The sequence below is a fragment of the Vibrio sp. 378 genome, from assembly GCF_033339435.1.
In genome coordinates, this window is the sequence record NZ_JAWOUO010000025.1 from 1 (window position 1) to 22,939 (window position 22,939).

Annotated in this window: 32 protein-coding genes and 1 pseudogene; 31 read left to right on the top strand and 2 right to left on the bottom strand. The window is 38.8% G+C overall.

The features are described 5' to 3' along the window. Nucleotides 1–191 precede the first annotated feature (191 nt). From R7Q48_RS22915 to R7Q48_RS23055, 29 genes are all read left to right on the top strand, one after another. Nucleotides 192–536, top strand: a complete 345-nt coding sequence (locus R7Q48_RS22915) for an antibiotic biosynthesis monooxygenase family protein (RefSeq protein WP_078608524.1) — start codon at nt 192–194, stop codon at nt 534–536. A 98-nt stretch (nt 537–634) separates the two neighbouring features. Then, nucleotides 635–1,027, top strand: a complete 393-nt coding sequence (locus R7Q48_RS22920; protein ID WP_256903417.1) for a hypothetical protein — start codon at nt 635–637, stop codon at nt 1,025–1,027. Nucleotides 1,028–1,167: 140 nt separating this feature from the next. Beyond that, nucleotides 1,168–1,722: a hypothetical protein gene (locus tag R7Q48_RS22925; RefSeq protein ID WP_256903396.1), complete on the top strand. Its 555-nt coding sequence runs from the start codon at nt 1,168–1,170 to the stop codon at nt 1,720–1,722. Nucleotides 1,723–1,906: 184 nt separating this feature from the next. Continuing rightward, entirely contained in the window at nt 1,907–2,368 is a 462-nt protein-coding gene (locus R7Q48_RS22930; protein ID WP_021453757.1) for a hypothetical protein, read from the top strand. Next, nucleotides 2,368–2,754, top strand: coding sequence for a TIR domain-containing protein (locus R7Q48_RS22935; protein ID WP_256903397.1), 387 nt, complete (start codon nt 2,368–2,370; stop codon nt 2,752–2,754). The genes R7Q48_RS22930 and R7Q48_RS22935 overlap by 1 nt, the downstream gene beginning before the upstream one ends. 101 nt (nt 2,755–2,855) lie before the next feature. Further along, nucleotides 2,856–3,155 (top strand): DUF2004 domain-containing protein, encoded by a 300-nt coding sequence (locus R7Q48_RS22940; protein WP_256903398.1) that lies wholly within the window; start codon nt 2,856–2,858, stop codon nt 3,153–3,155. Nucleotides 3,156–3,472: 317 nt separating this feature from the next. Next, the gene (locus R7Q48_RS22945) at nt 3,473–3,685 is read left to right on the top strand and encodes a hypothetical protein (protein WP_318132483.1); all 213 of its coding nucleotides are present in this window, start codon (nt 3,473–3,475) and stop codon (nt 3,683–3,685) included. A 249-nt stretch (nt 3,686–3,934) separates the two neighbouring features. Next, nucleotides 3,935–4,357, top strand: a complete 423-nt coding sequence (locus tag R7Q48_RS22950; protein ID WP_225474289.1) for a hypothetical protein — start codon at nt 3,935–3,937, stop codon at nt 4,355–4,357. Between the two features lie 146 nt (nt 4,358–4,503). Then, nucleotides 4,504–4,911 carry a hypothetical protein gene (locus R7Q48_RS22955; protein WP_256903401.1) on the top strand — a complete coding sequence of 136 codons (408 nt, stop codon included), beginning with the start codon at nt 4,504–4,506 and terminating at the stop codon, nt 4,909–4,911. 758 nt (nt 4,912–5,669) lie between these two features. Further along, a complete protein-coding gene (locus tag R7Q48_RS22960) occupies nt 5,670–5,948 on the top strand; it encodes a hypothetical protein (protein ID WP_256903402.1) in 279 nt (92 codons plus the stop codon). Between the two features lie 136 nt (nt 5,949–6,084). After that, entirely contained in the window at nt 6,085–7,266 is a 1,182-nt protein-coding gene (locus R7Q48_RS22965) for a hypothetical protein (RefSeq protein WP_256903403.1), read from the top strand. Between the two features lie 135 nt (nt 7,267–7,401). Then, nucleotides 7,402–7,833: a T6SS immunity protein Tdi1 domain-containing protein gene (locus R7Q48_RS22970; protein ID WP_256903404.1), complete on the top strand. Its 432-nt coding sequence runs from the start codon at nt 7,402–7,404 to the stop codon at nt 7,831–7,833. A 160-nt stretch (nt 7,834–7,993) separates the two neighbouring features. Next, a complete protein-coding gene (locus tag R7Q48_RS22975; RefSeq protein ID WP_017635397.1) occupies nt 7,994–9,169 on the top strand; it encodes an AAA family ATPase in 1,176 nt (391 codons plus the stop codon). Continuing rightward, entirely contained in the window at nt 9,162–9,908 is a 747-nt protein-coding gene (locus R7Q48_RS22980; protein WP_017635396.1) for an HNH endonuclease, read from the top strand. The genes R7Q48_RS22975 and R7Q48_RS22980 overlap by 8 nt, the downstream gene beginning before the upstream one ends. A 134-nt stretch (nt 9,909–10,042) precedes the next feature. Next, on the top strand, nt 10,043–10,450 hold the full coding sequence (locus tag R7Q48_RS22985) for a hypothetical protein (RefSeq protein ID WP_171343477.1): 408 nt from the start codon (nt 10,043–10,045) through the stop codon (nt 10,448–10,450). A gap of 135 nt (nt 10,451–10,585) precedes the next feature. Then, nucleotides 10,586–11,002, top strand: coding sequence for a hypothetical protein (locus R7Q48_RS22990; RefSeq protein WP_025576841.1), 417 nt, complete (start codon nt 10,586–10,588; stop codon nt 11,000–11,002). A gap of 135 nt (nt 11,003–11,137) precedes the next feature. After that, entirely contained in the window at nt 11,138–11,437 is a 300-nt protein-coding gene (locus R7Q48_RS22995; protein WP_256903406.1) for a hypothetical protein, read from the top strand. Nucleotides 11,438–11,628: 191 nt separating this feature from the next. After that, nucleotides 11,629–12,039: a hypothetical protein gene (locus tag R7Q48_RS23000; RefSeq protein ID WP_318132492.1), complete on the top strand. Its 411-nt coding sequence runs from the start codon at nt 11,629–11,631 to the stop codon at nt 12,037–12,039. A 159-nt stretch (nt 12,040–12,198) separates the two neighbouring features. Continuing rightward, nucleotides 12,199–13,176, top strand: coding sequence for a hypothetical protein (locus tag R7Q48_RS23005; protein WP_256903408.1), 978 nt, complete (start codon nt 12,199–12,201; stop codon nt 13,174–13,176). 161 nt (nt 13,177–13,337) lie between these two features. Beyond that, nucleotides 13,338–13,529, top strand: coding sequence for a hypothetical protein (locus R7Q48_RS23010; protein WP_256903409.1), 192 nt, complete (start codon nt 13,338–13,340; stop codon nt 13,527–13,529). 74 nt (nt 13,530–13,603) lie between these two features. Further along, nucleotides 13,604–13,975 carry a hypothetical protein gene (locus R7Q48_RS23015; protein ID WP_256903410.1) on the top strand — a complete coding sequence of 124 codons (372 nt, stop codon included), beginning with the start codon at nt 13,604–13,606 and terminating at the stop codon, nt 13,973–13,975. A gap of 104 nt (nt 13,976–14,079) precedes the next feature. After that, a complete protein-coding gene (locus R7Q48_RS23020) occupies nt 14,080–14,406 on the top strand; it encodes a hypothetical protein (RefSeq protein WP_237282401.1) in 327 nt (108 codons plus the stop codon). Between the two features lie 160 nt (nt 14,407–14,566). Further along, nucleotides 14,567–15,874: an FRG domain-containing protein gene (locus R7Q48_RS23025; protein WP_025527009.1), complete on the top strand. Its 1,308-nt coding sequence runs from the start codon at nt 14,567–14,569 to the stop codon at nt 15,872–15,874. A 654-nt stretch (nt 15,875–16,528) separates the two neighbouring features. After that, complete coding sequence (locus R7Q48_RS23030; RefSeq protein ID WP_256903411.1) at nt 16,529–17,464, top strand: hypothetical protein; 936 nt, start codon at nt 16,529–16,531, stop codon at nt 17,462–17,464. A gap of 143 nt (nt 17,465–17,607) precedes the next feature. Beyond that, nucleotides 17,608–18,015: a hypothetical protein gene (locus R7Q48_RS23035; RefSeq protein ID WP_132937075.1), complete on the top strand. Its 408-nt coding sequence runs from the start codon at nt 17,608–17,610 to the stop codon at nt 18,013–18,015. A gap of 705 nt (nt 18,016–18,720) precedes the next feature. After that, nucleotides 18,721–19,428, top strand: coding sequence for a hypothetical protein (locus R7Q48_RS23040; protein WP_318132497.1), 708 nt, complete (start codon nt 18,721–18,723; stop codon nt 19,426–19,428). Nucleotides 19,429–19,616: 188 nt separating this feature from the next. Next, the gene (locus R7Q48_RS23045) at nt 19,617–19,874 is read left to right on the top strand and encodes a type II toxin-antitoxin system Phd/YefM family antitoxin (protein WP_005398415.1); all 258 of its coding nucleotides are present in this window, start codon (nt 19,617–19,619) and stop codon (nt 19,872–19,874) included. Next, complete coding sequence (locus R7Q48_RS23050; protein WP_005445240.1) at nt 19,862–20,164, top strand: type II toxin-antitoxin system RelE/ParE family toxin; 303 nt, start codon at nt 19,862–19,864, stop codon at nt 20,162–20,164. Before R7Q48_RS23045 ends, R7Q48_RS23050 begins: the two co-directional genes overlap by 13 nt. Before the next feature lie 157 nt (nt 20,165–20,321). Next, complete coding sequence (locus R7Q48_RS23055; RefSeq protein ID WP_256903414.1) at nt 20,322–20,738, top strand: DUF6678 family protein; 417 nt, start codon at nt 20,322–20,324, stop codon at nt 20,736–20,738. A 189-nt stretch (nt 20,739–20,927) separates the two neighbouring features. Here R7Q48_RS23055 and R7Q48_RS23060 read toward each other — a convergent pair whose 3' ends face one another. Then, nucleotides 20,928–21,167: an RNA recognition motif domain-containing protein gene (locus R7Q48_RS23060; protein ID WP_193238430.1), complete on the bottom strand. Its 240-nt coding sequence runs from the start codon at nt 21,165–21,167 to the stop codon at nt 20,928–20,930. A gap of 232 nt (nt 21,168–21,399) precedes the next feature. Here R7Q48_RS23060 and R7Q48_RS23065 point away from each other — a divergent pair, with 232 nt between their 5' ends. Further along, entirely contained in the window at nt 21,400–21,795 is a 396-nt protein-coding gene (locus R7Q48_RS23065; RefSeq protein WP_318132501.1) for a DUF3465 domain-containing protein, read from the top strand. A 159-nt stretch (nt 21,796–21,954) separates the two neighbouring features. After that, nucleotides 21,955–22,515 (top strand): hypothetical protein, encoded by a 561-nt coding sequence (locus R7Q48_RS23070; RefSeq protein ID WP_256903415.1) that lies wholly within the window; start codon nt 21,955–21,957, stop codon nt 22,513–22,515. A gap of 208 nt (nt 22,516–22,723) precedes the next feature. Here the strand turns inward: R7Q48_RS23070 and R7Q48_RS23075 are convergent. Next, nucleotides 22,724–22,939, bottom strand: a pseudogene (locus tag R7Q48_RS23075) (hypothetical protein); the annotation flags it as partial.

Below are 22,939 nucleotides of genomic sequence, written 5' to 3' on the forward strand. Positions count from 1 at the left end.
CTATGCGTTAGGTTCAGTGGTTGAGGTGTTATGCGGAAGCTTAGGTATTGCGTGCCTCACACCTTAACAAGGCGTTATGTGAATGGCGAAAAATCACAGAATCTAATCTCTAACTTCTTGCTACAACTCATATTTACAGCAGCTCCAATTCGGTAAAATGCTCGAATATATTAGTCGTAGCCTGGTGAGTTATGATCGCAGTAATTTTTGAAGTACAGGTAGCAGAGGGTAAAACTTCTGAATATCTAGATATTGCAAGTGAACTAAAACCGCTGCTATCAGATATTGATGGTTTTATCTCAATCGAACGTTTCCAAAGTCTAACAAATGACAGCAAGGTTCTATCTTTGTCATTTTGGCGTGACGAAAAAGCAATTCAAGAGTGGCGCAATCTAGAATCTCATCGATTTGCTCAATTAAAAGGTCGTAGTGGTGTTTTTGAAAGCTACAGACTCAGAGTTGCGGGTGTCATCAGAGACTATGGCATGGACATACGTTCTGAAGCCCCAAAAGATAGTATCGACGCGCACGGCTAAAATTCACATAACAAACTGTTCAAGAGGGATTCGCAACGCGTGGCATTTTCACTATGCGTTTGTTTAAGTGATTAAGGTGGTATGCAGCGGCTTGGGTATTGCGTTGCTCACCCCTTAACAGGGCGTTAGTTGCCAACGAGAAAATCGCAGCTAAAACAGAGTGTTTAGGTCTAATCGTTCGTGTGCTTTGCTCGATTCTGCACTTCGAACTTCGGGATCTTGGTTCGCGGAAATTGATCTTCGATCTTTTCCTAGTTTGGTTTGCCGTTTCAGAAGCCGATTTACTTGTTGAAAGTCAGCTTTGTGGCATTGTTTCTCCAAAAGGTCTTTTTGGTGTTGTCAGTTCGTTTTCTACGGCGTTGCGTGTTCCAAGTGGTTTCAGTGACAGGCGCTTTGAAACTACGCCTGAACTGAGTTTTTCAAAATACGTAAAGCAAGTGTTGGCAAAACGGCAATCGATTTCAAATCAAAGCTTTAGGTTTGGCAACTAACAAAGCATTCAAGAGGGATTCACAACGCTTGGCAGTTTTGGTTTGAATTAGCTTAAGTGTTTACGGCACAATGGTTTAGTTTGGGTGGAATGCGTTGTTCACCCCTTAATGCGGCGTTATGTTTTTAATCGGAAATTGGTATGAAAGTCAGTAATCCTTTAACAATAGTGGCAATTTTTGCAGGGGTAGCAGAGACCTTTGCTACAGGCGCATTAGTCTTATTGCCAGAAAAAATGCAGGAAAAATTCATTGATTTTGTGATGTTCTTTCCTGTTCTTATTGTAGTGTCTTTTTTCCTAATTTTAGTATTCAAGCCTCAGGTTTTGTATGCACCAAGCGACTTTACCGATGAAGAAAATTTCCTCAGTGCAAATAAGCTAAAAGACGTCGTTGTTGAGCAAACGGAAAAAGCTTTAAATGAAGTTAATGAGAAACATCAGATTAATGGTGACATCAAAGAGATCTCAAGAATAGTTGCAGGGCAAACTCTCAAAGGGTTGGAGCATGACATTGATAGTCGAGTTCTTAGCTACATGAATACTCGACCAAGAGAGGGGTTCACAGTCAGGGGGCTAGGGCACATATTTGCAACAAGCAAAAGTACAATTCTTGGTTCATTAAACAGACTTGAAGCGCTCGATAAAATTGAATCGGGAATGGATGGTGACATTAAAGTGTGGCAGATCAAAACATAACAAAGCATTTAAGAGTGATTCCCAACGCATGGCATTTTTCATTTCATCGTTGAGTTTAGTGGTTACGGTGGTAAGGTTAGGTTTCGTGGGTGCGTTGCTCACACCTTAATGCGGCGTTAGCTTTTTATCGCAATACTATCCAGTAAAATAGCGGCATATAAAGAAAAAATAGAGATTAGATTGAATGAGTGATGACAGTAATTTTCAAGAGTACAAGCGTAATGCTGCTGACGAAATGGATTGGGCTGAAGTTGATCAACTTCATGAAGCAACGTTGAAAATTAGTCAAAACTGTTTCGAATTTAAAAAACTATGTGTTGCGGTAATTGGTATAGCAGCTGTCGCACTTGGTAAACTAACATCTAATACTCTAGACCCTTCATATTTTGTAGTTCCCTTTCTTGTTGCGTTTGGCTTTTGGATTGCTGACTTTACTGCATATTATTATCAACGAGTTACCAGAAAGCGCATGAATATACGGCTTCAGGCAATAGCATCAAGAAACCAACTTTCAACCGATAATATCTCAATAGTAAATGTTAGTTGGGGTAACGCTATGTTTAATTTATCTATGTCGCTTTACTTCGTTCTAATGTCTTTGTCTGTAGTTGGGTTTATCTTGTTTTCTCAAGGTCGCATTGCGTAATGAACATTTTTATTAGCTATACCCTTCGAGATGATGTGATCACAGTTGATCATCTTAAGTCAATATCAGAGGTTGTCTCTGATTATGGCAAGCCATTTGTAGACATCATTGATAATGACGCGAAAGACAAACAAAAATTTGTCATTGAGCAATTAGATAATTCTGATCTGGTCGTGTTACTTAACACTGATTCTGTTTCAAAATCTAAGTGGGTTAGGTTGGAAATCGACCGAGCAAATAAAAACAATACGCCTGTAATTAGTATTCCGTTAAACGGAAATCAGCCAATCAGCTTAATCTATATAAACAAGTACTTACGTGCTGAACTAAAAAAAGCTAACAAACGCTTTAAGACGGATTCGCAACGCTCGGCGGTTTTGGTTTGATTTGGCTTTTGTGTTTACGGTGTAATATTTAATAGTCGTGGTAGTGTTGCTCACCACTTAAGCGGGCGTTATGTTTTTCTCGATATAAGCAGAGTATTGGAATGGATAAAAAAGTAGAGTTAGCTCTAGAAGCTATAAAAGCCTCTCGCGGCACGGAGTCGGGGGAATACGGAATCGATTTGTTTGTATCTCATCATTTAGATGAACTCCCTGCAGCAGTATGGCTAGAAATTTTAGGCAAAGAAAATCCAAGCTTTGACGAGATTTTGTCTGCACTGGTAGTCGCTTACGTGGAAGACGACGTCTGTGATTTTACGTTGCCCAATGATGTCACTAATTACTTAATAAGCGTTTCATTTGATGAAAATGGTCAAGTTATTGATATTTCGATGGAAAGCTGAGAATGCAAACATAACAAACTGTTCAAGAGTGATTCGCAACGCGTGGCATTTTTATTATGCGTTGGTTTTGGTGTTTAAGGTGGCATGCGGGAGCTTCGGTATTGCGTTGCTCACACCTTAACAGGGCGTTAGTCGCCAGAAAAAGCTAGCAATCAAAATCATGTTTCTGAGCTTAAAATTTGGCAGTTGTTTGTTTGGTATAAAGAATCATCGTTGATAATCAAAACTCAGTTTCAACTGTTAAAAGTCCACAGTTTTGCAAGTGTCCTAGCGGTTGTTTAGTTCTTTGGTGCTGACAGAGCAGGGCAATCGAGAATTTGTTTTTGGTTTCAACTCTGCTCGGTGAGTTTGTTGGTACAAAAGCTTATTTACTTGCTGAAAGGACGTTTTCTCTGGTGTTGTTAGTTCAACGTGGTTTCAGTGACTTTGTTGAAAGTCCGCACTGTGAGATTGGTTTTCCAAAAGCGCTTTTTGGTGTTGCCAGTTCGTTTTCTGCGGCGCTGTTTTTTCTAAGTGGTTTCATTGACTAGCCGCTTTGAGACTACGCCTGACTTAAGTGCATCAAAACACATAAAGTTTGTTGTTTGCAAAGTTTAGTTTGGCTTAAAATTGTCGCTCGGTGCCTCGCGACTAACAAACTGCTCAAGAGGGATTCGCAACGCGTGGCATTTTCACTATGCGTTGATTTTAGTGATTAAGGTGGTATGCGGCGGCTTCGGTATTGCGTTGCTCACCCCTTAGCAGGGCGTTAGAAGCCACTCAAACTTAGGTAACTTAAAATGGCAATGGAATTATTTGTAGTTTTGGCATTAGAAACCTTGCCAAACACTTCTCAAATGAATGAACTGGCAGAGAAAGTATCGATTCCGATAGTTTATGAAGCTGGTATCGATCTTCTAGATATTAAGGGGTATCTGCCAGCCAAAGTAGCGGGTAGAAAGTCAGGTTTGGAAATTCATACATCTGCATATGACAAAGCCTCAATCAAATTGTCTTCTTTTGACGCACAGCAATACCAACAATCGGTGGTAGTTACTCTGAGGTGGGGAGGTGATTTCTCTGAAATGACATCAGCTCTTTCAACAGCGTATCTATTATCTGAGGGCTATAGTGCTACGACTTTTGAGCCCCAAACAAATACGTATTTGAGCACTACGGAACTGAAAACAAGTGTTTTTTCAATGCTAGATACTGTGAAGTGATGGCTTCTAACAAATTGTTCAAGAGTGATTCGGCACGCGTGGCATTTTTACCATGCGTTAGGTTTAGTGCTTAAGGTGGTATGCGGAGGCTTAGGTATTGCGTGCCTCACACCTTAACAAGGCGTTATGTAGCAAGGAGGATAGATATGCTTAAGTTCATGAATAAAAAGGCTTATGTTCAGTCAGTGGCTAAAGATGTAGCTCCTAAGCTGTGTGCTAAATTTGGGAAAAAGAACACCTATTCGTTTCATGAGATTAGTTGGGTATTGAACCAGATTAATCGCAGCAATGACGGATTCTATAAGTCAGTTTCTTATGGCATGTTGCTGCCATACAGTAAAGAGTTGGCTTTAGAACTACATGAAGATCTAGGCGACTTGTTGGATTTTCAAAAGTCTGTTGGAAAGATCCTATTTAACGTATCTGAAGTCCCATCATTTGAAAGCTACTTACTATATGCAGAAGTAAATGTAGAACCTAATAGTAAAGTGACGAATACCAGTCTAGATAGTTCTGGTGGTATAAACCTTTTTGATTTGGGTAATGGCGAATAGCTACATAACAATCTGTTTAAGAGTGATTCGCAACGCTTGGCATTTTTACTGTGCGTTGCGTTTAGTGTTTAAGGTTGTATGCGGCGGCATCGGTATTGCGTTGCTCACACCTTAACAGGGCGTTAGGCGCAGTAAGAAATTCCTTGGTCCAAATCTCTTATTTCTCTTTGGGTATTTGTCCCAGTTTATCGGCAATTTAGCTTTATCTTCCCAAGTTCTTGAATGACTCAATCCGTAAAACATGCCAAGTTTCGCGGGTTGCCTCATTCGGTTTTCTGGTCGGTTTGTTGTCAGTTTCTTTGGCTCAAATCGCTTCATGTCTTCATGTGGTCGATACGGGTTTATTGGCTGAAGTTTCGCTCTGAAAGTTAGTCTTTCTAAATTCCATTTCTATGCGCTGAATTGCCAATTTCTTTGGTGTTTTGGTTGCAGTAGGTTTCAGAAACTTACCCGCTTTAGTATCTGGGTTTCAATCAAATTTAGAGAGTTACGTGAATTTCTTTTTCCAAAAGGTTGTTTTCTAAATCCCATTTTAACTATTTGCGTGAAGCGCCTAACAAAGCATTTAAGAGTGACTCACAACGCTTGGCGATCTCAGTTTAAACTTGGTTTCAGTGCTTAAGGTGCAGTGGTTTAGGTTGGGTGGTTTGCGTTGTTCGCACCTTAATGCGGCGTTAGGCGACATGAGACAAACGATAGACTAGTGGATAGTATCTTGGCGTGAATCTAGCTTCAGTTAACAGAAAAGGAGTGGATTAATGAATGCTAAAGCATTTGATAATTGGCAAAAATCGCGAAAGAAAGGATGTTTAAATTGGCTTTTTAGAACAACTTTCGTCACAGCCATTTTGTACATGATTTTTAATGTTATTTTCCTTTACCCATCTTCTGATGCGGCAAGCATTACGATTTTCTTATCGGATAATGCTCTTAATTACTCAATTTACACGAGCGGGATGTTTTTCGCATTTTTGGTTATCTGGCTATACAACGAATCTTCGTATGAGAAAGAAGTTAAACGTAGAAATGTCGCCTAACAAACTGTTCAAGAGGGATTCGCAACGCGTGGCATTTTCACTATGCGTTGGTTTTAGTGTTTAAGGTGGCATGCGGCGGCATTGGTATTGCGTTGCTCACCCCTTAACAGGGCGTTAGAAAATTTGGAGAGTTCTGGTGTTTGAAAAAGTTGTACTTAGACGCTCAGAGAGCGGTATTCCCGTAACCAAAGGGGAGATCGCTGAGGCGTTATTGTTTTATCAAAATATTCACATCATTATTGACTACGCAAGTTTTCATGGTCTTGTAACTCAACTAGGCATGGATCTATTCTTGAGGCTACTTGCTTTACCATGTGTAACTGCGGTGTATACGGAAGAAATCCTGTCAACCTACAATGACAATAATGAGTTTTTGTATGCGGCAATAAAGTTTGTTGGGGATCAAGAGCGAGGGGAGTTACACAGCCGAAAGAAAAGGCTTCAATACCGAATTGAAAAAATGGGTTTTGATAGAAAGAAAGCTTTGAAATACGCAGAACGTTTTTTAAATCTAGTATCAAAACATGATCTATCAAGTGACCATTTTGTGAAAAATGGTATTACACGCAGCGCTAGAATACAACTTCAAGACCAAGAGTATGTTAATCAATGTGCTCAAAAGATTGTTTCCAATCAATTAGGTAAAGAAGAGATTGATAGTCGTTTGTTCTTAAATGTTGATTTCCTTAAGAACACAGAAAAATTTAAGATACACAGCAATATCGATTTTGATTTTATTACTTTTAAATCAAAGCGCCTTAATCCGAATGGTGGTGACTTCAACCAAGCTACCTTATTGAACCAAATTTTGGAATCTCATGCAGATCTATTGCTTTCATCACATTATGGAGGTGACTTTTTTAGCTCATCAGTTTCATCCCAATTGACTAATATAAAATTCTCTCAGGCAACTAAGAGGACTGAGTTAAACAAAAGTGAACTAGCTTCTTTCAAACATGTGGTTTTAAATGACTTTCCTTCAGTGAAGGAAGTAATAGACTCTGATAGACGATCATTTTCAGAATTTCTAAAATTATTAGAAAAATCTGACAGGTTTAAAAAATGGACAGTTGGAGTTAATCCTGATGTTGGCGTGGTTTCTGAATACCTAAGTGAGTTGGGTGGGCAGCACTGGTTGGAAAGAACCCCCGGAAAAACAATAAGGTATGCTTTGGGCTCAATGATATCTGCTTTTGAGCCATTTACTGGCTCGGCTTTGTCAATAGCAGACACACTAATTACTGACAAACTAGCTGTAGGTTGGAAGCCTAACCATTTTGTAAACAAGCACGTAAAACCATTTCTTAACGAGGAATAAATTTTCTAACAAAGCATTTAAGAGTGATTCCTTACGCTTGGCAGTTTCGCTTCGCTCAAGTATAGCCAAGCGTCGTCACACCTTAATGCGGCGTTATGTGTCAATGGGTTTCTAAACAGAGTGAGAAAGATAAAAATGCAGTTTATTTGGGAAGTCTCGGACGTAGAAATAGATACCTTGTTACCTCAGTGGAAATGGTTGCTTAATCCTACAGGGAAACCTTTGTATCTAACCATCATGGGTGACTGGCTATTTGGTGAAGTGGATGGCTCAATTTCATTGTTATCGGTTTTAGATGGTACCTATGAAACAACTGCTTCGGACTTTCATGAGTACAATAAAATGAATAAATCACAAGATTGGTGTGATAATGTCTTTTTAACTAGTTGGTATGACTTGGCGCTCGAACACGGGCTACAACCAAAACAAGACGAATGCTTAGGTTGGAATCTACATCCAATTATTGGTGGTGAGTTTTGTATGGAAAATTTGCAAGTATTTACTATGAAAGTATATCAATCACTAATGTCTCAGTTGCATTTTCAACTTCAGCACGCAAACACATAACAAACTGTTTAAGAGTGATTCGCAACGCGTGGCATTTTTGCTATGCGTTGCGTCTAGTGTTTAAGGTGGCATGCGGGAGCATCGGTATTGCGTTGCTCACACCTTAACAGGGCGTTAAGCACCTTCAACGTGCTCGCATCAAGAAACTTTAAGGATTTATATGTGGATTAAAGAAATAAATATCACAGGTGTCGGCGGGATAGAAGATCTTCATTTAACCTTAGATCCTAAGATGAATTTAATATGTGGACCTAATGGGATTGGAAAGACAACTATCCTTGAATCAATTGCCCACACTTTCTCAAATGGGAGAACAAACGTACTTAAACGAAACGCTAAGTCAGGAAAAAGTCATATTCGCGCGAAAGTAGATTTAGATGGCGGAGAAAGAATATCAAATGTTGAGTTTTCTGAGTTTGTTCCCAGTCAGCAGGCTCAAATAAATGGACTCAATGATCTATCGACAAAATTACTCTCGTTAAAAATTAATAGAACCTTCGAATATCAACCTCTTCAAGCTGTCGGAAAGGATACAGATAAACCTAATAGTAGCGCATGGAGCGAGGCTAGAGCAGGTGTTAGGTTAGATGACGTAAAAAACTGGTTTGTTAATCGCTACCTGTATTCACCTCATGGGACGTTGACTGATACCCAAATAGCTAACTATGAATTGGCTAGAGACAGCTTTTCAGCATTAAATGAAAGTTTCACCTTTAGTCGAGTTGACGCATCATCAAATGAGATTTTAGTGAACACGCCTAGTGGAGAGATTTATTATGAATACCTATCTTCTGGCTTTAAGTCATGTCTTTCAATTATATTTGGTATTATAAAAGAAATAGAGTTTAGATTTGTCGATCCTAAAATTAAAGCTAATGACTTTGATGGTATCGTTTTGATTGATGAAGTTGAACTTCATTTACATCCAGAATGGCAAGCAATAATAACTGCAGTCCTTACTGAAATATTCCCCAATGCCCAGTTTATTTGCACTACTCATAGTCCTCATATTATTCAATCGGCACAGCCTAACCAAATAATTGCAATTGAAAGCGTCGATGGAAAAGCTACACAGCGGTCATTGCCAGTCTCTCAACATGGGTTCAAGGGTTGGACTATAGAAGAAGTACTTATGGACGTTATGGGTATGTATGACTTGAGAACGGATGTTTTTACTGATTCAATTAATAGGTTTGAATCTGCTATAGAACAAGAAAATTATGAAGCTGCTTTACGCGCGTATAACTCTTTAGATTCTATGCTTCATCCGAGTAATCACATGAAGAAAATGCTGAAATTTCAGCTTTCTTCTATCAAGGGGGCTGCAATTGATTAAGCTACAAAAGCCGCTTGCTCCTGATTACCTTGATGATGAGACAGTTACTCGCCTTACAGAAATATTTAAAAAAACTGGGAAAAATGTATGGAACCACGAAAAGATTAAAGAGGCATTACTTTTAAGTAGCTCTAGTAAGTGTGCTTATTGTGAATGCAAGCTAAACTCAGAAAGTAATTATATGGAGGTAGAGCATTTTGAAGATAAAAGCTCAACCCCAGATAAGGTTGTACTTTGGGACAATCTTTTACCTTCTTGTAAACGATGTAATGGGGCTAAGGGAACTCACAATGTGTCCATCGAGCCTATCGTCAATCCTTTTGTAAATGACCCTAAATCTCATTTAGGGTTTAAATTGTACCGATTAACTGACAAGACAGATATTGGAAAAAATACAATAGATGCGCTAAATCTAAATCATTCAGAACGCGCCGTATTTAAACGTTTTGAGATTGGTGAGCAAGTTTTAAGTTCTATAAATGATGCTCACGACAGATATCATACCTGGTTAAATAGCGGAAAAAGCACACGTTCTAAAAATATACTAGTGGGTGGTGTTGAGGGTATTCTTTTAGAGTGCCAGCCAAATTCATCATACTCAGCTACTGCTGCAACGGTGTTACACAGCGAGTCACGTTATGTTCAATTGGTGGACTTACTTAAGACAGACGGTCTTTGGAATGATGAACTAGAAGAATTGCACAACCTGTCATTGAGTCTAGTTCTGGAATGTGCTTAACAAGCTGTTTAAGAGTGATTCGCAACGCGTGGCATTTTTGCTATGCGTTGCGTTTAGGCGATTAAGGTGGTGTGCGGCGGCATCGGTATTGCGTTGCTCACACCTTAACAGGGCGTTATAACTCAGGAGGAAGAGTGGAAAATTTCCCGATAGAAAAGCTCAAATTTACAAGTGCAAAGATTTCTGACGTCGATGGTGACGTTTCACTTGAGATAGGAATAGAGCCGTTTGAACTTAGTCTAGACGACTATTCTGAGAAAATAGAAACTGTAATTAGCCTAAACGGTATAAATTTACCTACCGAACGTAACGAACTTGCTGGTAGAACATTTACTTTCCCTGTAAACCCAGATGACGGGTATATTGATGGGTCAGTTTACTTCTTTGCTGCTCATAGTCCTGTTGATATAACTGAAATTAAATTTGGCGAATCGACAAATGGAAAGTTACCTATGACACTTGAATCATCATGGGTACTGGAATTTGAGCTAACAGGGTTTAAAAACTTACATACAACAATCCACACGTATCTGAAGTTATAACAAACTGTTTAAGAGTGATTCGCAACGCGTGGCATTTTTACTATGCGTTAGGTTTAGTGGTTAAGGTGGTATGCGGGAGCTTCAGTATTGCGTTGCTCACACCTTAACAGGGCGTTATGCTCTTAGGAGAAAATTGTGTATCTCAGGGAAAAAGAGAAAGTTTTGAATAAAGGTGCAATTTTAATCGGCACTATAGGTATTATCGGTATTTCTATTGCTTCAGGAAGCTTATTTGTAGCGCTAGGTTTGAGCTCAATAGCCGCAATTAGCTTATTATTACAGCAAAAGTTTCCGGATAAAAGTGGTCTGTACAGCATCGAAGTCCTAGGTGGGCGTATTACTCTTAAACTGGGCAACAATGTACTTTGGCACTTGAATGTCTGTGATGTTGAATCTTCTGATATAAGTTACTCAAGGGACGGCACAATGCTCAAAGAAATTACTTTAAAAACAGCGAGCGACAGTTATGTATTACCCAAACTTGAGTGCTTTGAAACTACCGAAGTTTCACTGCTTGTAAGTTTTGTGCAAACCCTAAAAGAACGAGCATAACAAATTGTTCAAGAGTGATTCGGCACGCGTGGCATTTTTACTATGCGTTAGTTTTAGTGGTTAAGGTGGTATGCGGAGGCATCGGCATTGCGTGCCTCACACCTTAACAAGGCGTTAGAGCGCAGGAGAAAAAGTATGAACATGACCGATATAGTTGAATACATTTCATATCTTATCGCCGGCATTATTATCGCTCCTTTCGGCTTTATGTTGTTTAAAGAATTCATAGGTAAAGATCGCAAGACAGTTACAGATGAAGTCAAATCGACAGTAGGTGACGAATCGAGAAAGTTTCTGGGTGGTAGGTATGGCGATGCCGTTGTAGGTCAATTTGTCGAGTTTAAACTGATAATAGCGATAGGCTTGCCAGTAGTACTATTTCTAGGAATTTCTTCCTTGGCAAATTCTCTTTTGAAAGTTCTGTTCAACCTGTGAGTTGCGTTCTAACAAACTGTTCAAGAGGGATTCGCAACGCGTGGCATTTTCACTATGCGTTGGTTAAAGTGATTAAGGTGGTTCGCGGCAGCTTCAGTATTGCGTTGCTCACCCCTTAACAGGGCGTTATGAGCCAGCTCTATACGTGACTTGGGCTGAGAAATTTCAAATATCTTATGAAGTAGAGTGCTATGAGGAATAACCTCAAGGTAATCAATTTTAGAGAGCGTGAAGTCATGTTGGAGCGAATAGAAAAAGTACTAGATCTTAATGACATTGCTTATGAAAGCAGTGAAAGTACCATGTATATAAAACTTGGTGGCCTCAGTTCAAGAGCCCAAATTAAGTATGACTATGCGAACAACACCTACAAATTTAGTTGTGGGGAAATAAGAATGTTTGTTTCCAGTGTCATCTTCTTTTGTTTGGCATTTAATATGCTCTCTCAAGGAGCTCTCGGGTTATGGAATGGATATGCAGCAGGTTTAATTTTTGCTGTAGCCATTGGTAATCTGTTTTCGGTGATATCTACGAATGTACAAATGTTAGATTTACGAGCACAACTTCGTCAGGAAGGTGTGTACTTGAAGTCAGGCTCATAACAAGGCGTTTAAGGCAGATTCCCAACGCTTGGCATTTTCAGATTAAGTCAGTTTTTGTGTTTACGGGGCAATGGTTTAGGTTAGGTGGTAGCGTTGCTCACTACTTAACGCGGCGTTATGCAACACATGTAGATACAAGGTCAAAATTAGTGAGGTAAAATGAACAAACAAAAAAAAAGAAAAGCAGAGGCATTAGCATTAATAGCGGTTGGAATGCTCATTGCCTACTTGCTCTTCTTTGCGCTCAACAGTGAGGTTACATTATTATTAATATTAGGTTTTCTGGTTGGACTTCTGTTTGCTGTTTTCCTATTTTTTGCACTAAAAAAATATACTGCTTACACCAATGAGAGCACACAATCTGAGAGTAAAATTCGTACGGCTGTTCAGTCTAAAGTGTTTGGATTTTTAGGTATCGAAAGTAACAATGAAAACTCTAATGAAATTCAGTCTTATATTGATAAGTCAGTAAGCTTTATTAAGTTGTTGTTTTCTAGCATGACGATATTCAGTATTTTTGCTTTGTGTTTATCAATTGCAATTTACTATTCTTCCATGATGCAGTTAGAAAAAATCGCTGAACAGAATAAATTATTATGCGCTCAGAATTCTTTGGCAGAAACTTCAAACAAAGTTGCATTATACTCAATTCAAACTCAAAGGATAGAGCTTTCATTGAAGTTGTTACGTGAGAATTTGAATGTTATTTCTCAATCAAAAAGGAAATTAAACTCTTGTCGAGATTTTACAAAAAGTACCGAAGGGAAGTATCTATTTTCTACAGATCAATTCTATGAGTGTATGGAAAGTAACTTTAACGTATTAGAAATTCCTATACTGCGTTATCAAGAAAATGAAGCGGGTGCATATATGTCTTCAGAATATATGTCCACGACAGCGCATGAACACAGTTTTGAAAATCTTCAAAAATCATATGATAAACTTTGGTCCATACGTCACGATGAGAACTATAAAACGTTTGATAATTTACTGAGACCATTCCTTTCTTATATGAATGAATTGGAAGATCTAGCTAATGTGACCAATAGTCAAATTAATGAATTGACAGACCAACGATTGCATATGGTTAGCGAACTGAATGTTAGTAATACTTACTGTGAATCTTTAGTTGATTAGTGTAGATATTGTTGCATAACAAAGCATTTAAGAGTGATTCCCAACGCTTGGCACTTTTCATTCCATCGTTGGGTTTTGTGTTTACGGTGGTAAGGTCAGGTTTCGTGGTGGCGTTGCTCACACCTTAATGCGGCGTTATGCATCATAGAGGGGAGGAAAATATGAGCCCAGAAGTTATAAATGGAATATTTGTAGTTCTTGGAGCGTTAATTGGTGTCATCGGTACAGCAATTATAATGAAGAAAAATAAATCATTATCTCACTTAACTATCTTTAGTTCTCCTTCTTCACAGCTGTTAGATATCGAAGATATGGTTAAGTCGGATATTGAAATTAAATACAAGGGAAAGTAATATCTGAGTTATTTCATGGCGAAGTTGCTGTTCAGAATACAGGTACTGAGAGCCTAGAGAACTTAGAAGTTAAGTTGCTTCCAGGTGATGATTCTCCATTGTTTGACGTTAAAGTTTCTACCACAAATTATTATCAAGATGATGGCGCGATTTTTATAGAAACAAATGATAGTGGTGAGGTTTCGATTGACATTAGCTATCTCAATCCTAATGATCGTGTCGTTTTCTCTTATAGAAGCTCCGGCAGTACAAAGCCCACCGTTGCAAGCCGAAAAATAGGTGTGGGAGTGGAATTTAAGGATGAAGCTGTAAATTGGGTTCCAGACATCTATGCAAAATTGATGTACGAAATTGTAGAGCAAGTTCCCATTTTACACTGGTATTTGAAACTTGCATTTAAGCCTTACAGACTTTATACAGAGTCAAAGAAGTCAGATGATGCATAACAAAGCATTTAAGAGTGATTCGCAACGCTTGGCAGTTTCGCTTCGCTCAAGTATAGCCAAGCGCCGCTCACACCTTAATGCGGCGTTATGTTTTTTGGGAGAAAATGATGGAATTCAAGCTAGAAATCTATGCACCTGAAACAGAAGTTGTAGCTATCCGTGATGCACTTAACTCAGTTGGTGCAGGTGTTGTGGGTGACTATGACAGTGTTATTTCTATCGTAAAAATTTCAGGGTTCTGGAGACCAACTGAAGGCTCGGAACCTGTTACTGGCAAAAAGGGTGAAATTAACTTTGGTGAAGAGGTCAGAATTGACGTTAGATGCCAAGAGCCTTTAGTTCAAGCTGCACTTGATGCTATTCGAACAATTCACCCTTACGAAGAACCAGTGATCAACATTTTACCTCTATACAACCATAAGTTTGTCTAGCGACGTCAGCACAAACATAACAAACTGTTCAAGATGGATTCGCAACGCGTGGCATTTTCACTATGCGTTGGTTTAAGTGATTAAGGTGGTGTGTGGCGGCTTCAGTATTGCGTTGCTCACCCCTTAACAGGGCGTTAAATTTATTGGAGTTCAACATTAGATGTATAATTTGTTTGTCACAGCTGAAGATGGAGCCTGGGAGCGGAATCATTATCAATACGATCGAAGTCGATTTCTTGAATACACAAACCAGAATCTATCTGAAGCACTTAAAAATCTTAATGAATCAAATATTGATTTACTAAAAAGCTATCCATGCCTCTTTGCCTACGAAGGGACGAGAAGCGACGTTTACATTGGATACTTAACGTCGATCAAAGAGCGAAATAGAACAGTATTAATTGAATTTCAAATTTCTCAAGATATTGATCCTATACCATTCGCTCAAATTGAGCCAATTGCAGATCTTCTAGATATACGCGGTTGGGAAATGAATCGAACTCATTGGGCGGTAAAAGATGAGGATCTTTTTGCAAGATTAAAAAATCAAGGTATCCCTTTAAACAATGTTCAAGACATTTCTAAATCGGGTAAGCCTACAGCGGAAAAGTCACAGTCTCCTACAATTACAAAGCTACAGGGTTTTATAAAAAAAGTGTTGTCTTATCAACATGAAAAAGATCGTGAGATTTTCTATCGCGGTCATTCGAGTAAAGATCAATACAAACTGGAGCCATCACTGTTCAGGAAAGACAAAGAGGGTAACTATCTATATCGTGATGTAGAACACATTATTTGCCGAGAGCTTTTGGTGTCAAATTCAGCTGATTTTTCGTCAGATATCTACACCTTAGATCGACTAGTTAGAATGCAGCATTATTCGTTACCGACAAGGTTGTTAGATATAACATCTAACCCTCTGATTGCACTATATTTCGCATGTAAAGGGTCCTCTGAAGAGTCTGGTGAAGTTATAATATTTTCCCTTAAAAGGGAGAACGTAAAGTATTTTGACTCTGATGTTGCTAGTTGTATATCTAATCTTTCAAGGCTACCCAAGTCTGAGAAGGATAAGATTGATTTCAATTTGGATATTGACGACTTTAATGAGCAGAAATCGGTTAGAAGGCTCTTACACTTTATAAAAGAAGAAAAGCCATTTTTTGAGCCAATTATAGATCCAAAAGATATGAGAAAAGTCATTTGTGTAAAGGGGAAAAAGAGCAATGACAGAATAACCTCTCAATCAGGAGCTTTTTTATTGTTCGGTCACGAAGTGATATTTGATGAAAAAGGTACAGAAGAAATTGAAGTATTAAGGATTACAATAACTAACAAAACTGTACTACTGAAGGAGCTGGATCTACTAAATATTAATGAAAGTACAGTATTTCCATACATTGAAAACTCAGCCCGCTACGTTGCTGATAAGTATAAATTTAACAAGGCGTTTAAGAGTGATTCGTAACGCGTGGCATTTTTCTTTGCATTAATTCCTGTGTTTAAGGTGCAATGCAGAGGCTTCGGTATTGCGTTACTCACACCTTAACGCGGCGTTATGCGACAAGACAAAATTTTTTAGGTTTCTCTAAATTTAATCTCTTTGGCCAACCGTTTTTTGGCCTCGGCAAATCAGCATTTTCGGCTCAAATTCTTGAATCACTCAAACCGCAAAATATGCCAAAGTTCGTGAAGTTGCCTCATTAAAAATCGTATTTGGTTGCGGAAAGTTTCTCGAGTGCAAAGCGTGGAAAGGGCTAGTTTTCGGAAATCCGGTACTTGCTGAAATCCTGGCTCGTTAAGTTTCTCGCAAGTAAAAGCTAATTCATTGCTTTAATATCGCGTTCCGCGCTTGTGGCAGTCTTTTTACGAAATGTTGAATTCGCTGGTTCTTGAATCACAAAAAGTCATATGTGCGTTTGTGGTTTTTTGTGTTTAAGGTAATGTTTTCGTTAGCCAATTTCGCACTGCCGAAAAATCGCATAACAAACAATTTAAGCAGATTCGCAACGCGTGGCAGTTTTGGTTTGCAGTGAGTTTTGTGTTTACGGCGCAATGCGGTGGCTTTTGTATTGCGTTGCTCACTACTTAATTGGGCGTTATGCATTTAGAGGGGGACCTTATGCAAATTTCAATTGGACATGTTTGCAATTTTGTTTTGTTGGCTACTCCTAATAATCTCTTAGAGCAAGAGATTATTGATATGAACGAAAGCCGACCATTCACTCACTATCTAGTCTGTGAAACAAATAGGTTAAGGATTAAGCCTGAATCTATAAAGCATAGAGAAAGTGAAATAGCTTTTACTGTATTCATGCAAATCAATGATTTTGATTGGGAAGCATATGATATTACTATGCCTAGAGTCCGTGATGGCATAACTTTATTTCTTAAAGTTGAAGGAAATTATGTTCAGCTAAATAAGTCTAATGGAGACTCGCATCAATTTGCAAATACATTCTTGTTCTTAGAGCGAGTTGCGAAATTTACAGACAATTCAGAGATGCTAAGTTCTATACTTAAACTGGATGTTCAATATATTGGGAAAACTGAAATATCTAAAAAGTATCTAAGATTTAAAGGCCACGAAAAAATTAGTAAAGTAGCAAATGAAATTATTGATAATAAGCCGCACAAAGAAATTATAGTGAAACTATTGTCGTTTCAAAAACCCTTTACTCAAATGCTTGTTGCTCCAGAACTTCCTTTTGACGACTCGCGTGATGATTGGATGCCCGGTGGGGGATTAATTGAAAATATGCCTCGTCAACATTGGATTTCAGGTGTTGAAGGTGCTCTAATTAAGTATTTTCAACCTTTGTACAATGTACATTACAAAGATAACTATCCGTCTGAAAGGCACAGCTCATATGGGTACTTTTACGACAATAACGTCCGCTCAATTTTCGTTGAATTGCATGAAGAGTATATGTCCTACACAACTGGTAATTCGCACGTGCCATATACAAAGATTCGTCTTATACAGTATGCTCTTAGGGCAGATGATAGTGGCGTATATATCCATGATAATAGTCAAGGGTTTGGCCTGTTTGTGTAAATGCATAACAAAGCATTTAAGAGTGATTCACAACGCTTGGCATTTTCAGTTTAAGGTTGGGTTTAGTGTTTACGGTGCAATGGGTTAGGTCAGGTGGTAACGTTGCTCACACCTTAATGCGGCGTTATAACTCAGGAGGAAGAGTGGAAAATTTCCCGATAGAAAAGCTCAAATTTACAAGTGCAAAGATTTCTGGTGTCGATGGCGACGTCTCACTTGAGATAGGAATAGAGCCGTTTGAGCTTAGTCTAGACGACTATTCTGAGACAATAGAAACTGTAATTAGCCTAAACGGTATTAATTTACCTACAGAGCTTAATGAACTTACTGGTAGAACATTTACTTTCCCTGTAAACCCAGATGACGGGTATATTGATGGGTCAGTTTACTTCTTTGCAGCTCATAGTCCTGTTGATATCACTGAAATTAAATTTGGTGAATCGACAAATGGAAAGTTACCTATGACACTTGAATCCTCATGGGTACTGGAATTTGAGCTAACAGGGTTTAAAAACTTACATACAACAATCCACACGTATCTGAAGTTATAACAAGGCGTTTAAGACGGATTCACAACGCGTGGCATTCTCAGTTCAAATTGAGTTTTGTGCTTACGGTGCAATGGCTTAGGTTCGGTTGTCAGCGTTGTTCACCACTTAACGCGGCGTTATGTTTTATGAGGGAAAATGGAAAGTATTACTAATTTTATTAAAGGGTTGAATGAGTACCAAGCTAGCTTTTTTACTTTGTTCCTAGTTGCTCTTTTTACTCCGGGAACGTTGATTATGTTTATGTTTCAAAGAGATCTATTTATATCGTTAGATACAGTAAAACTCATTTTGGTTTGTGTGAGCATTTCATTTCCTCTAATTATCGTGGGTTCCGTACCTGTTGCATATGAATTTAAATTTGAGGGAGCTGAAACTCTACCATTTATGGAGACAACCTTTGCTGGCGCCTTTGTCTCGCTAATGTCATGCACAGTGTCAATATTTGTAGCTTACTGTTTTTCATTAAATTTCTTATACTTTTGCTATACATTGATTCTTGTATATATATCGGTGTATGTAGCGACAGTGGTTAGTGTTTGGCGTAACCATCGAGAACAAACATAACAAGTTGTTCAAGAGTGATTCGGCACGCGTGGCATTTTTACTATGCATTGGTTTTAGTGGTTAAGGTGGTATGCGGAGGCTTTGGTATTGCGTGCCTCACACCTTAACAAGGCGTTATATTTCAATTTGAGATTAGCAACTATGAATGAAGAAGAAAAGTTGGCAGAGAATTACTTAAAATCAATATCCCATCATAGTTTAATATTTGAGCCAGAAGGTAATGTTCCCTCTGACTTTTTACTTAATGAAAATATTGCGATTGAAGTTACTAGACTCAACGACCACTACGAATATCAGGGAGCTTTGAGGCGCTATGATGATGACAGGATGAGAATTCTATCCTATTTGGAAAATAGCCTTAAAGCTTATGATTGCAACTTATGGGACGTTGGATTTTATGTTCACTTCAAAATTAGAAGACCGTTTGGCAATTTGAAACGAAATGGCAAGTTATTACTGGAACTACTCCATTCATTTGATACAGCTGAGAGCGTACTTAATAAAAAGCTTTATATTATATCAGATGGATTGTCTGTGAGTTTCGATCGCCATGAACTTAAAGACAATCAGCAAGTATTCAAATGCGGGGTATTCGACGAGTATGAAGAGGGTTGTCTTGTTGTGGAAGAAATGCTTAAAAATGCTAAGTATTGCATTGAGAGAAAATCCTCAAAAATAGCACCTTACTATGATAATTATGAGCAATGGTGGCTGATATTAATAGACGCGATCAATTACGGGAACTATGAAGAAAGTATAGATATATTGAAAAACAAAATTGATAAAAGTGTGTTCAATAAAGTGGTTTTTATTGAGGCAGTCAATGGTTCATACATATTTGAAATATAACAAACTGTTTAAGAGTGATTCGCAACGCATGGCATTTTTGCTATGCGTTGGTTTTAGTGTTTAAGGTGGTATGCGGAAGCTTCGGCATTGCGTTGCTCACACCTTAACAGGGCGTTAGCCGTCATGGAGCTTGCTATACTCAAAGTGATAGAATAGTATCACTTTAGTATTCCTTTGGAGCAGCTCTCATGAAAGTAGAACTAGTTACATCACTCAAACGCCAAGCAACTAAGATCCTCGCCGATCTCCACGACACCAAAGAACCCGTGTTAATTACTGAGCATGGTAAGCCATCTGCGTATCTAGTTGATGTTGATGACTACGAATTTATGCAAAATCGTTTAGCTATTCTTGAGGGTATTGCACGAGGTGAGCGTGCACTAGCTGATGGTAAAGTGGCAAGTCATGATGAAGCTAAGGACAAAATGTCAAAATGGCTGAAATAATCTGGACTGAGCCAGCGTTATCTGACCTCAACGATATCGCTGAATACATCGCACTTGAAAATATCGTAGCTGCAAAGCAGTTAGTGCAAACGATCTTCTCCAAAGTCGAACGCCTACAAGCTTTCCCAGAGTCAGGTCGTATTCCACCCGAGCTAGAACATTTAAGTTATCGTGAAGTTGTCGTTAATCCATGTCGTGTTTTCTATAAACAAGACGGTGACAAAGTGTTTATTCTGTTTGTTATGCGTGCAGAGAGAGATTTGCGTAAGTTTTTGTTGAGTAAGCAGTAATCTTTGGTAATGAGCGGCTAACAAACTGTTTAAGAGTGATTCGCAACGCGCGGCATTTTTACTATGCGTTGGTTTTAGTGCTTAAGGTGGTATGCGGTGACTTCGGCATTGTGTTGCTCACACCTTAACAGGGCGTTATACGTTTGGAGGCTTTGATATGCCAGCAAGAATGGATGAATACCTAGATAAGGTTATTAAAAATCGATTTTCAGTGTCACTAATGTCAAATGCTAAATGGCGTAAAGTGTGTACGGTATTGGATGTGCCAGAATTGATGTTGAGCCAGTGTTACTGGAAGTTTGTTGATAACGATTATGAGTTTCTAGGCTGGTTTACCAAATCAGGTGAGTTAATGGAAAAGTATGTGGGTGACTATGGCTCAGGTCCTTTCGCCTACAAGCGAATTGAGTGGTTAGAAATCCCCAAAGTAGGTAAGCCTAGTGGGTATGAAAATGTGCCCTTTAAACATTGGCACCAAGATATAGATGGAGCATTGAGTGTCTTACACTCAGTTGGGCACTTCGATATTGAGCTCACAAATAGAGGGTTGCGTATCTACGGTTTCAGAGAGTAAACGTATAACAATCTGTTCAAGAGTGATTCGCAACGCGTGGCATTTTTACTATGCGTTGGTTTTAGTGTTTAAGGTGGTATGCGGTGGCTTCGGTATTGCTTTGCTCACACCTTAACAGGGCGTTAGGTACAATGCGAAAAGTTTGAAATCGAGCCAGCAATATCTAAGCCTTACTGGCTCTTATTGTTATTAGTTTTGAGCTAATTTAACTCTGATTTTGCTCTTGTCTACCGTTGAAAGGTGTAATTTTTCAATGGCTGTTTTTGCTTCGTTTTCGTCAGGCATTTCAACAAACGCGAAGCCTTTTGATTGACCAGTTTCTTGGTCTAAAACGAGATTGCACTCAGTTACAGTGCCGAAAGTGGAAAATAGAACACGAATTTCATGTTCTGATGTTGTACGCTCTAAATTGCGAACTAAAAGTTTCATAGTGGTTGCCTAATATCAAATGCGAGCTAAGTGTGGCAGGTAACGGTTAACAAACCAAGTTATTGATCACTTACCTTGAAAAATTGTACCTAACAAAGCGTTTAAGGCAGATTCGCAACGCGTGGCATTTTTGGTTTGGTTGAGTTTTGTGTTTACGGTGGCATGGTTTAAGTTGGGTGGTAGGTTGCTCACTACTTAACGCGGCGTTATGTGAATTGGAGAAATTGAGTATATGAAGAAGTTCTTCGCAATATTTATAGCAGCTTTTTGCTTAGTTTCAGTTGGTGCTCTAGCGAATGACTACAAGCTCGGACAGGCGTTTGAAAATCATCAAAGTGACCTTCAAGTTCGAGGTTCAGGAACAGTAACTCGCCTATTGCCAGATGACAACAAAGGAAGTCGACATCAAAAATTCATACTCAAATTAGATAGTAAGCAAACTTTACTTGTTGCTCATAACATCGACTTAGCACCAAGAATTCCCAATCTAAAAGTCGGCGATCGAGTTCAGTTTTACGGTGAATATGAATGGAATAAAAAGGGTGGTGTAATGCACTGGACACACCACGATCCCAACAATAGGCACCCGTATGGTTGGTTAAAGCACAACAGTAAAAAGTACGAGTAAAAATTCACATAACAAAGCATTTAAGAGTGATTCCCAACGCTTGGCATTTTCAGCTCATGGTTTGGTTTCGTGTTTACGGTGGTATGGTTGAGGTTTGGTAGTAGCGTTGCTCACACCTTAATGCGGCGTTATGTGCTCTCTCGATAGGTCAGTTATTAAATGTTAAAGATAGTTCTAGGTTTTGTCATTGGGTTCACATTATCGATGCTTTTTATAGGTACTGATTTAGCATACGACTTCAATAGCAATTTAGTGACAAATATTGCTATAGCTACCGGTACGTGTGTAGGTACCTTAATTGTTATTTTGTCGTTTCATGAAAGCAAAATGAATCGGTCTTGGGAAATCAAAAAGGAACCTTTATTGCGCTTGTTAAAGGTACTTACTGATGCAATGGAAGTAACAAATCGACTTAGTGAAGCCGAGTTTGAAAAAGAAACTGGTATTAATCCAAATGCAGATACAACGATTGAAGGTCAGCCTTATGAAAGTTTAGCAAAAGAATTAAGTTATCTACTAAAAGTTTATGAACCGCTTTTCCCCAATTACGTATCCGATGCCGTGAAAAGTTATATTGAAGCTGACAAAAAAATTGATGAAGCTGTTCATGTTTATTTCAGCGTATTTGAAGCGTACGACCACTTATCGCGAGAGCAGGAGAAACTTCATAGGGTTCTACTTGATTACGTAAAACAAATTGCGAGAATAAAGAACACATAACAAGCAATTTAAGAGGGATTCCCAACGCTTGGCATTTTTTCTTCTACTTCAATTTTAGTGGTTACGGTGCAATGTTTTAGGTTGGGTGGTAGCGTTGCTCACCCCTTAATTGGGCGTTAGTCGCCAGAAAAAGCTAGTAATCAAAATCATGTTTCTTAGCTCAAAATTTGGCAGCTGTTTGTTTGGTATACAGATTCATCGTCGATGGTCAAAACTCAGTTTCTGCTGTTTTAAGCCCAAAGCTTGGCAAGTGTCCTAGCGGTTGTTTTGTCCTTTGGTGCTGACAGAACAGGGCAATCGAGAGTCTGTTTTTGGTTGCAACTCTGCTCGGTGAGTTTGTTGGGTACAAAAGCCGATTTACTCGCTGAAATGACGTTTTCTCTGGTGTTGTAAGTTCCACGTGGTTTCAGTGACTTTGTTGAAA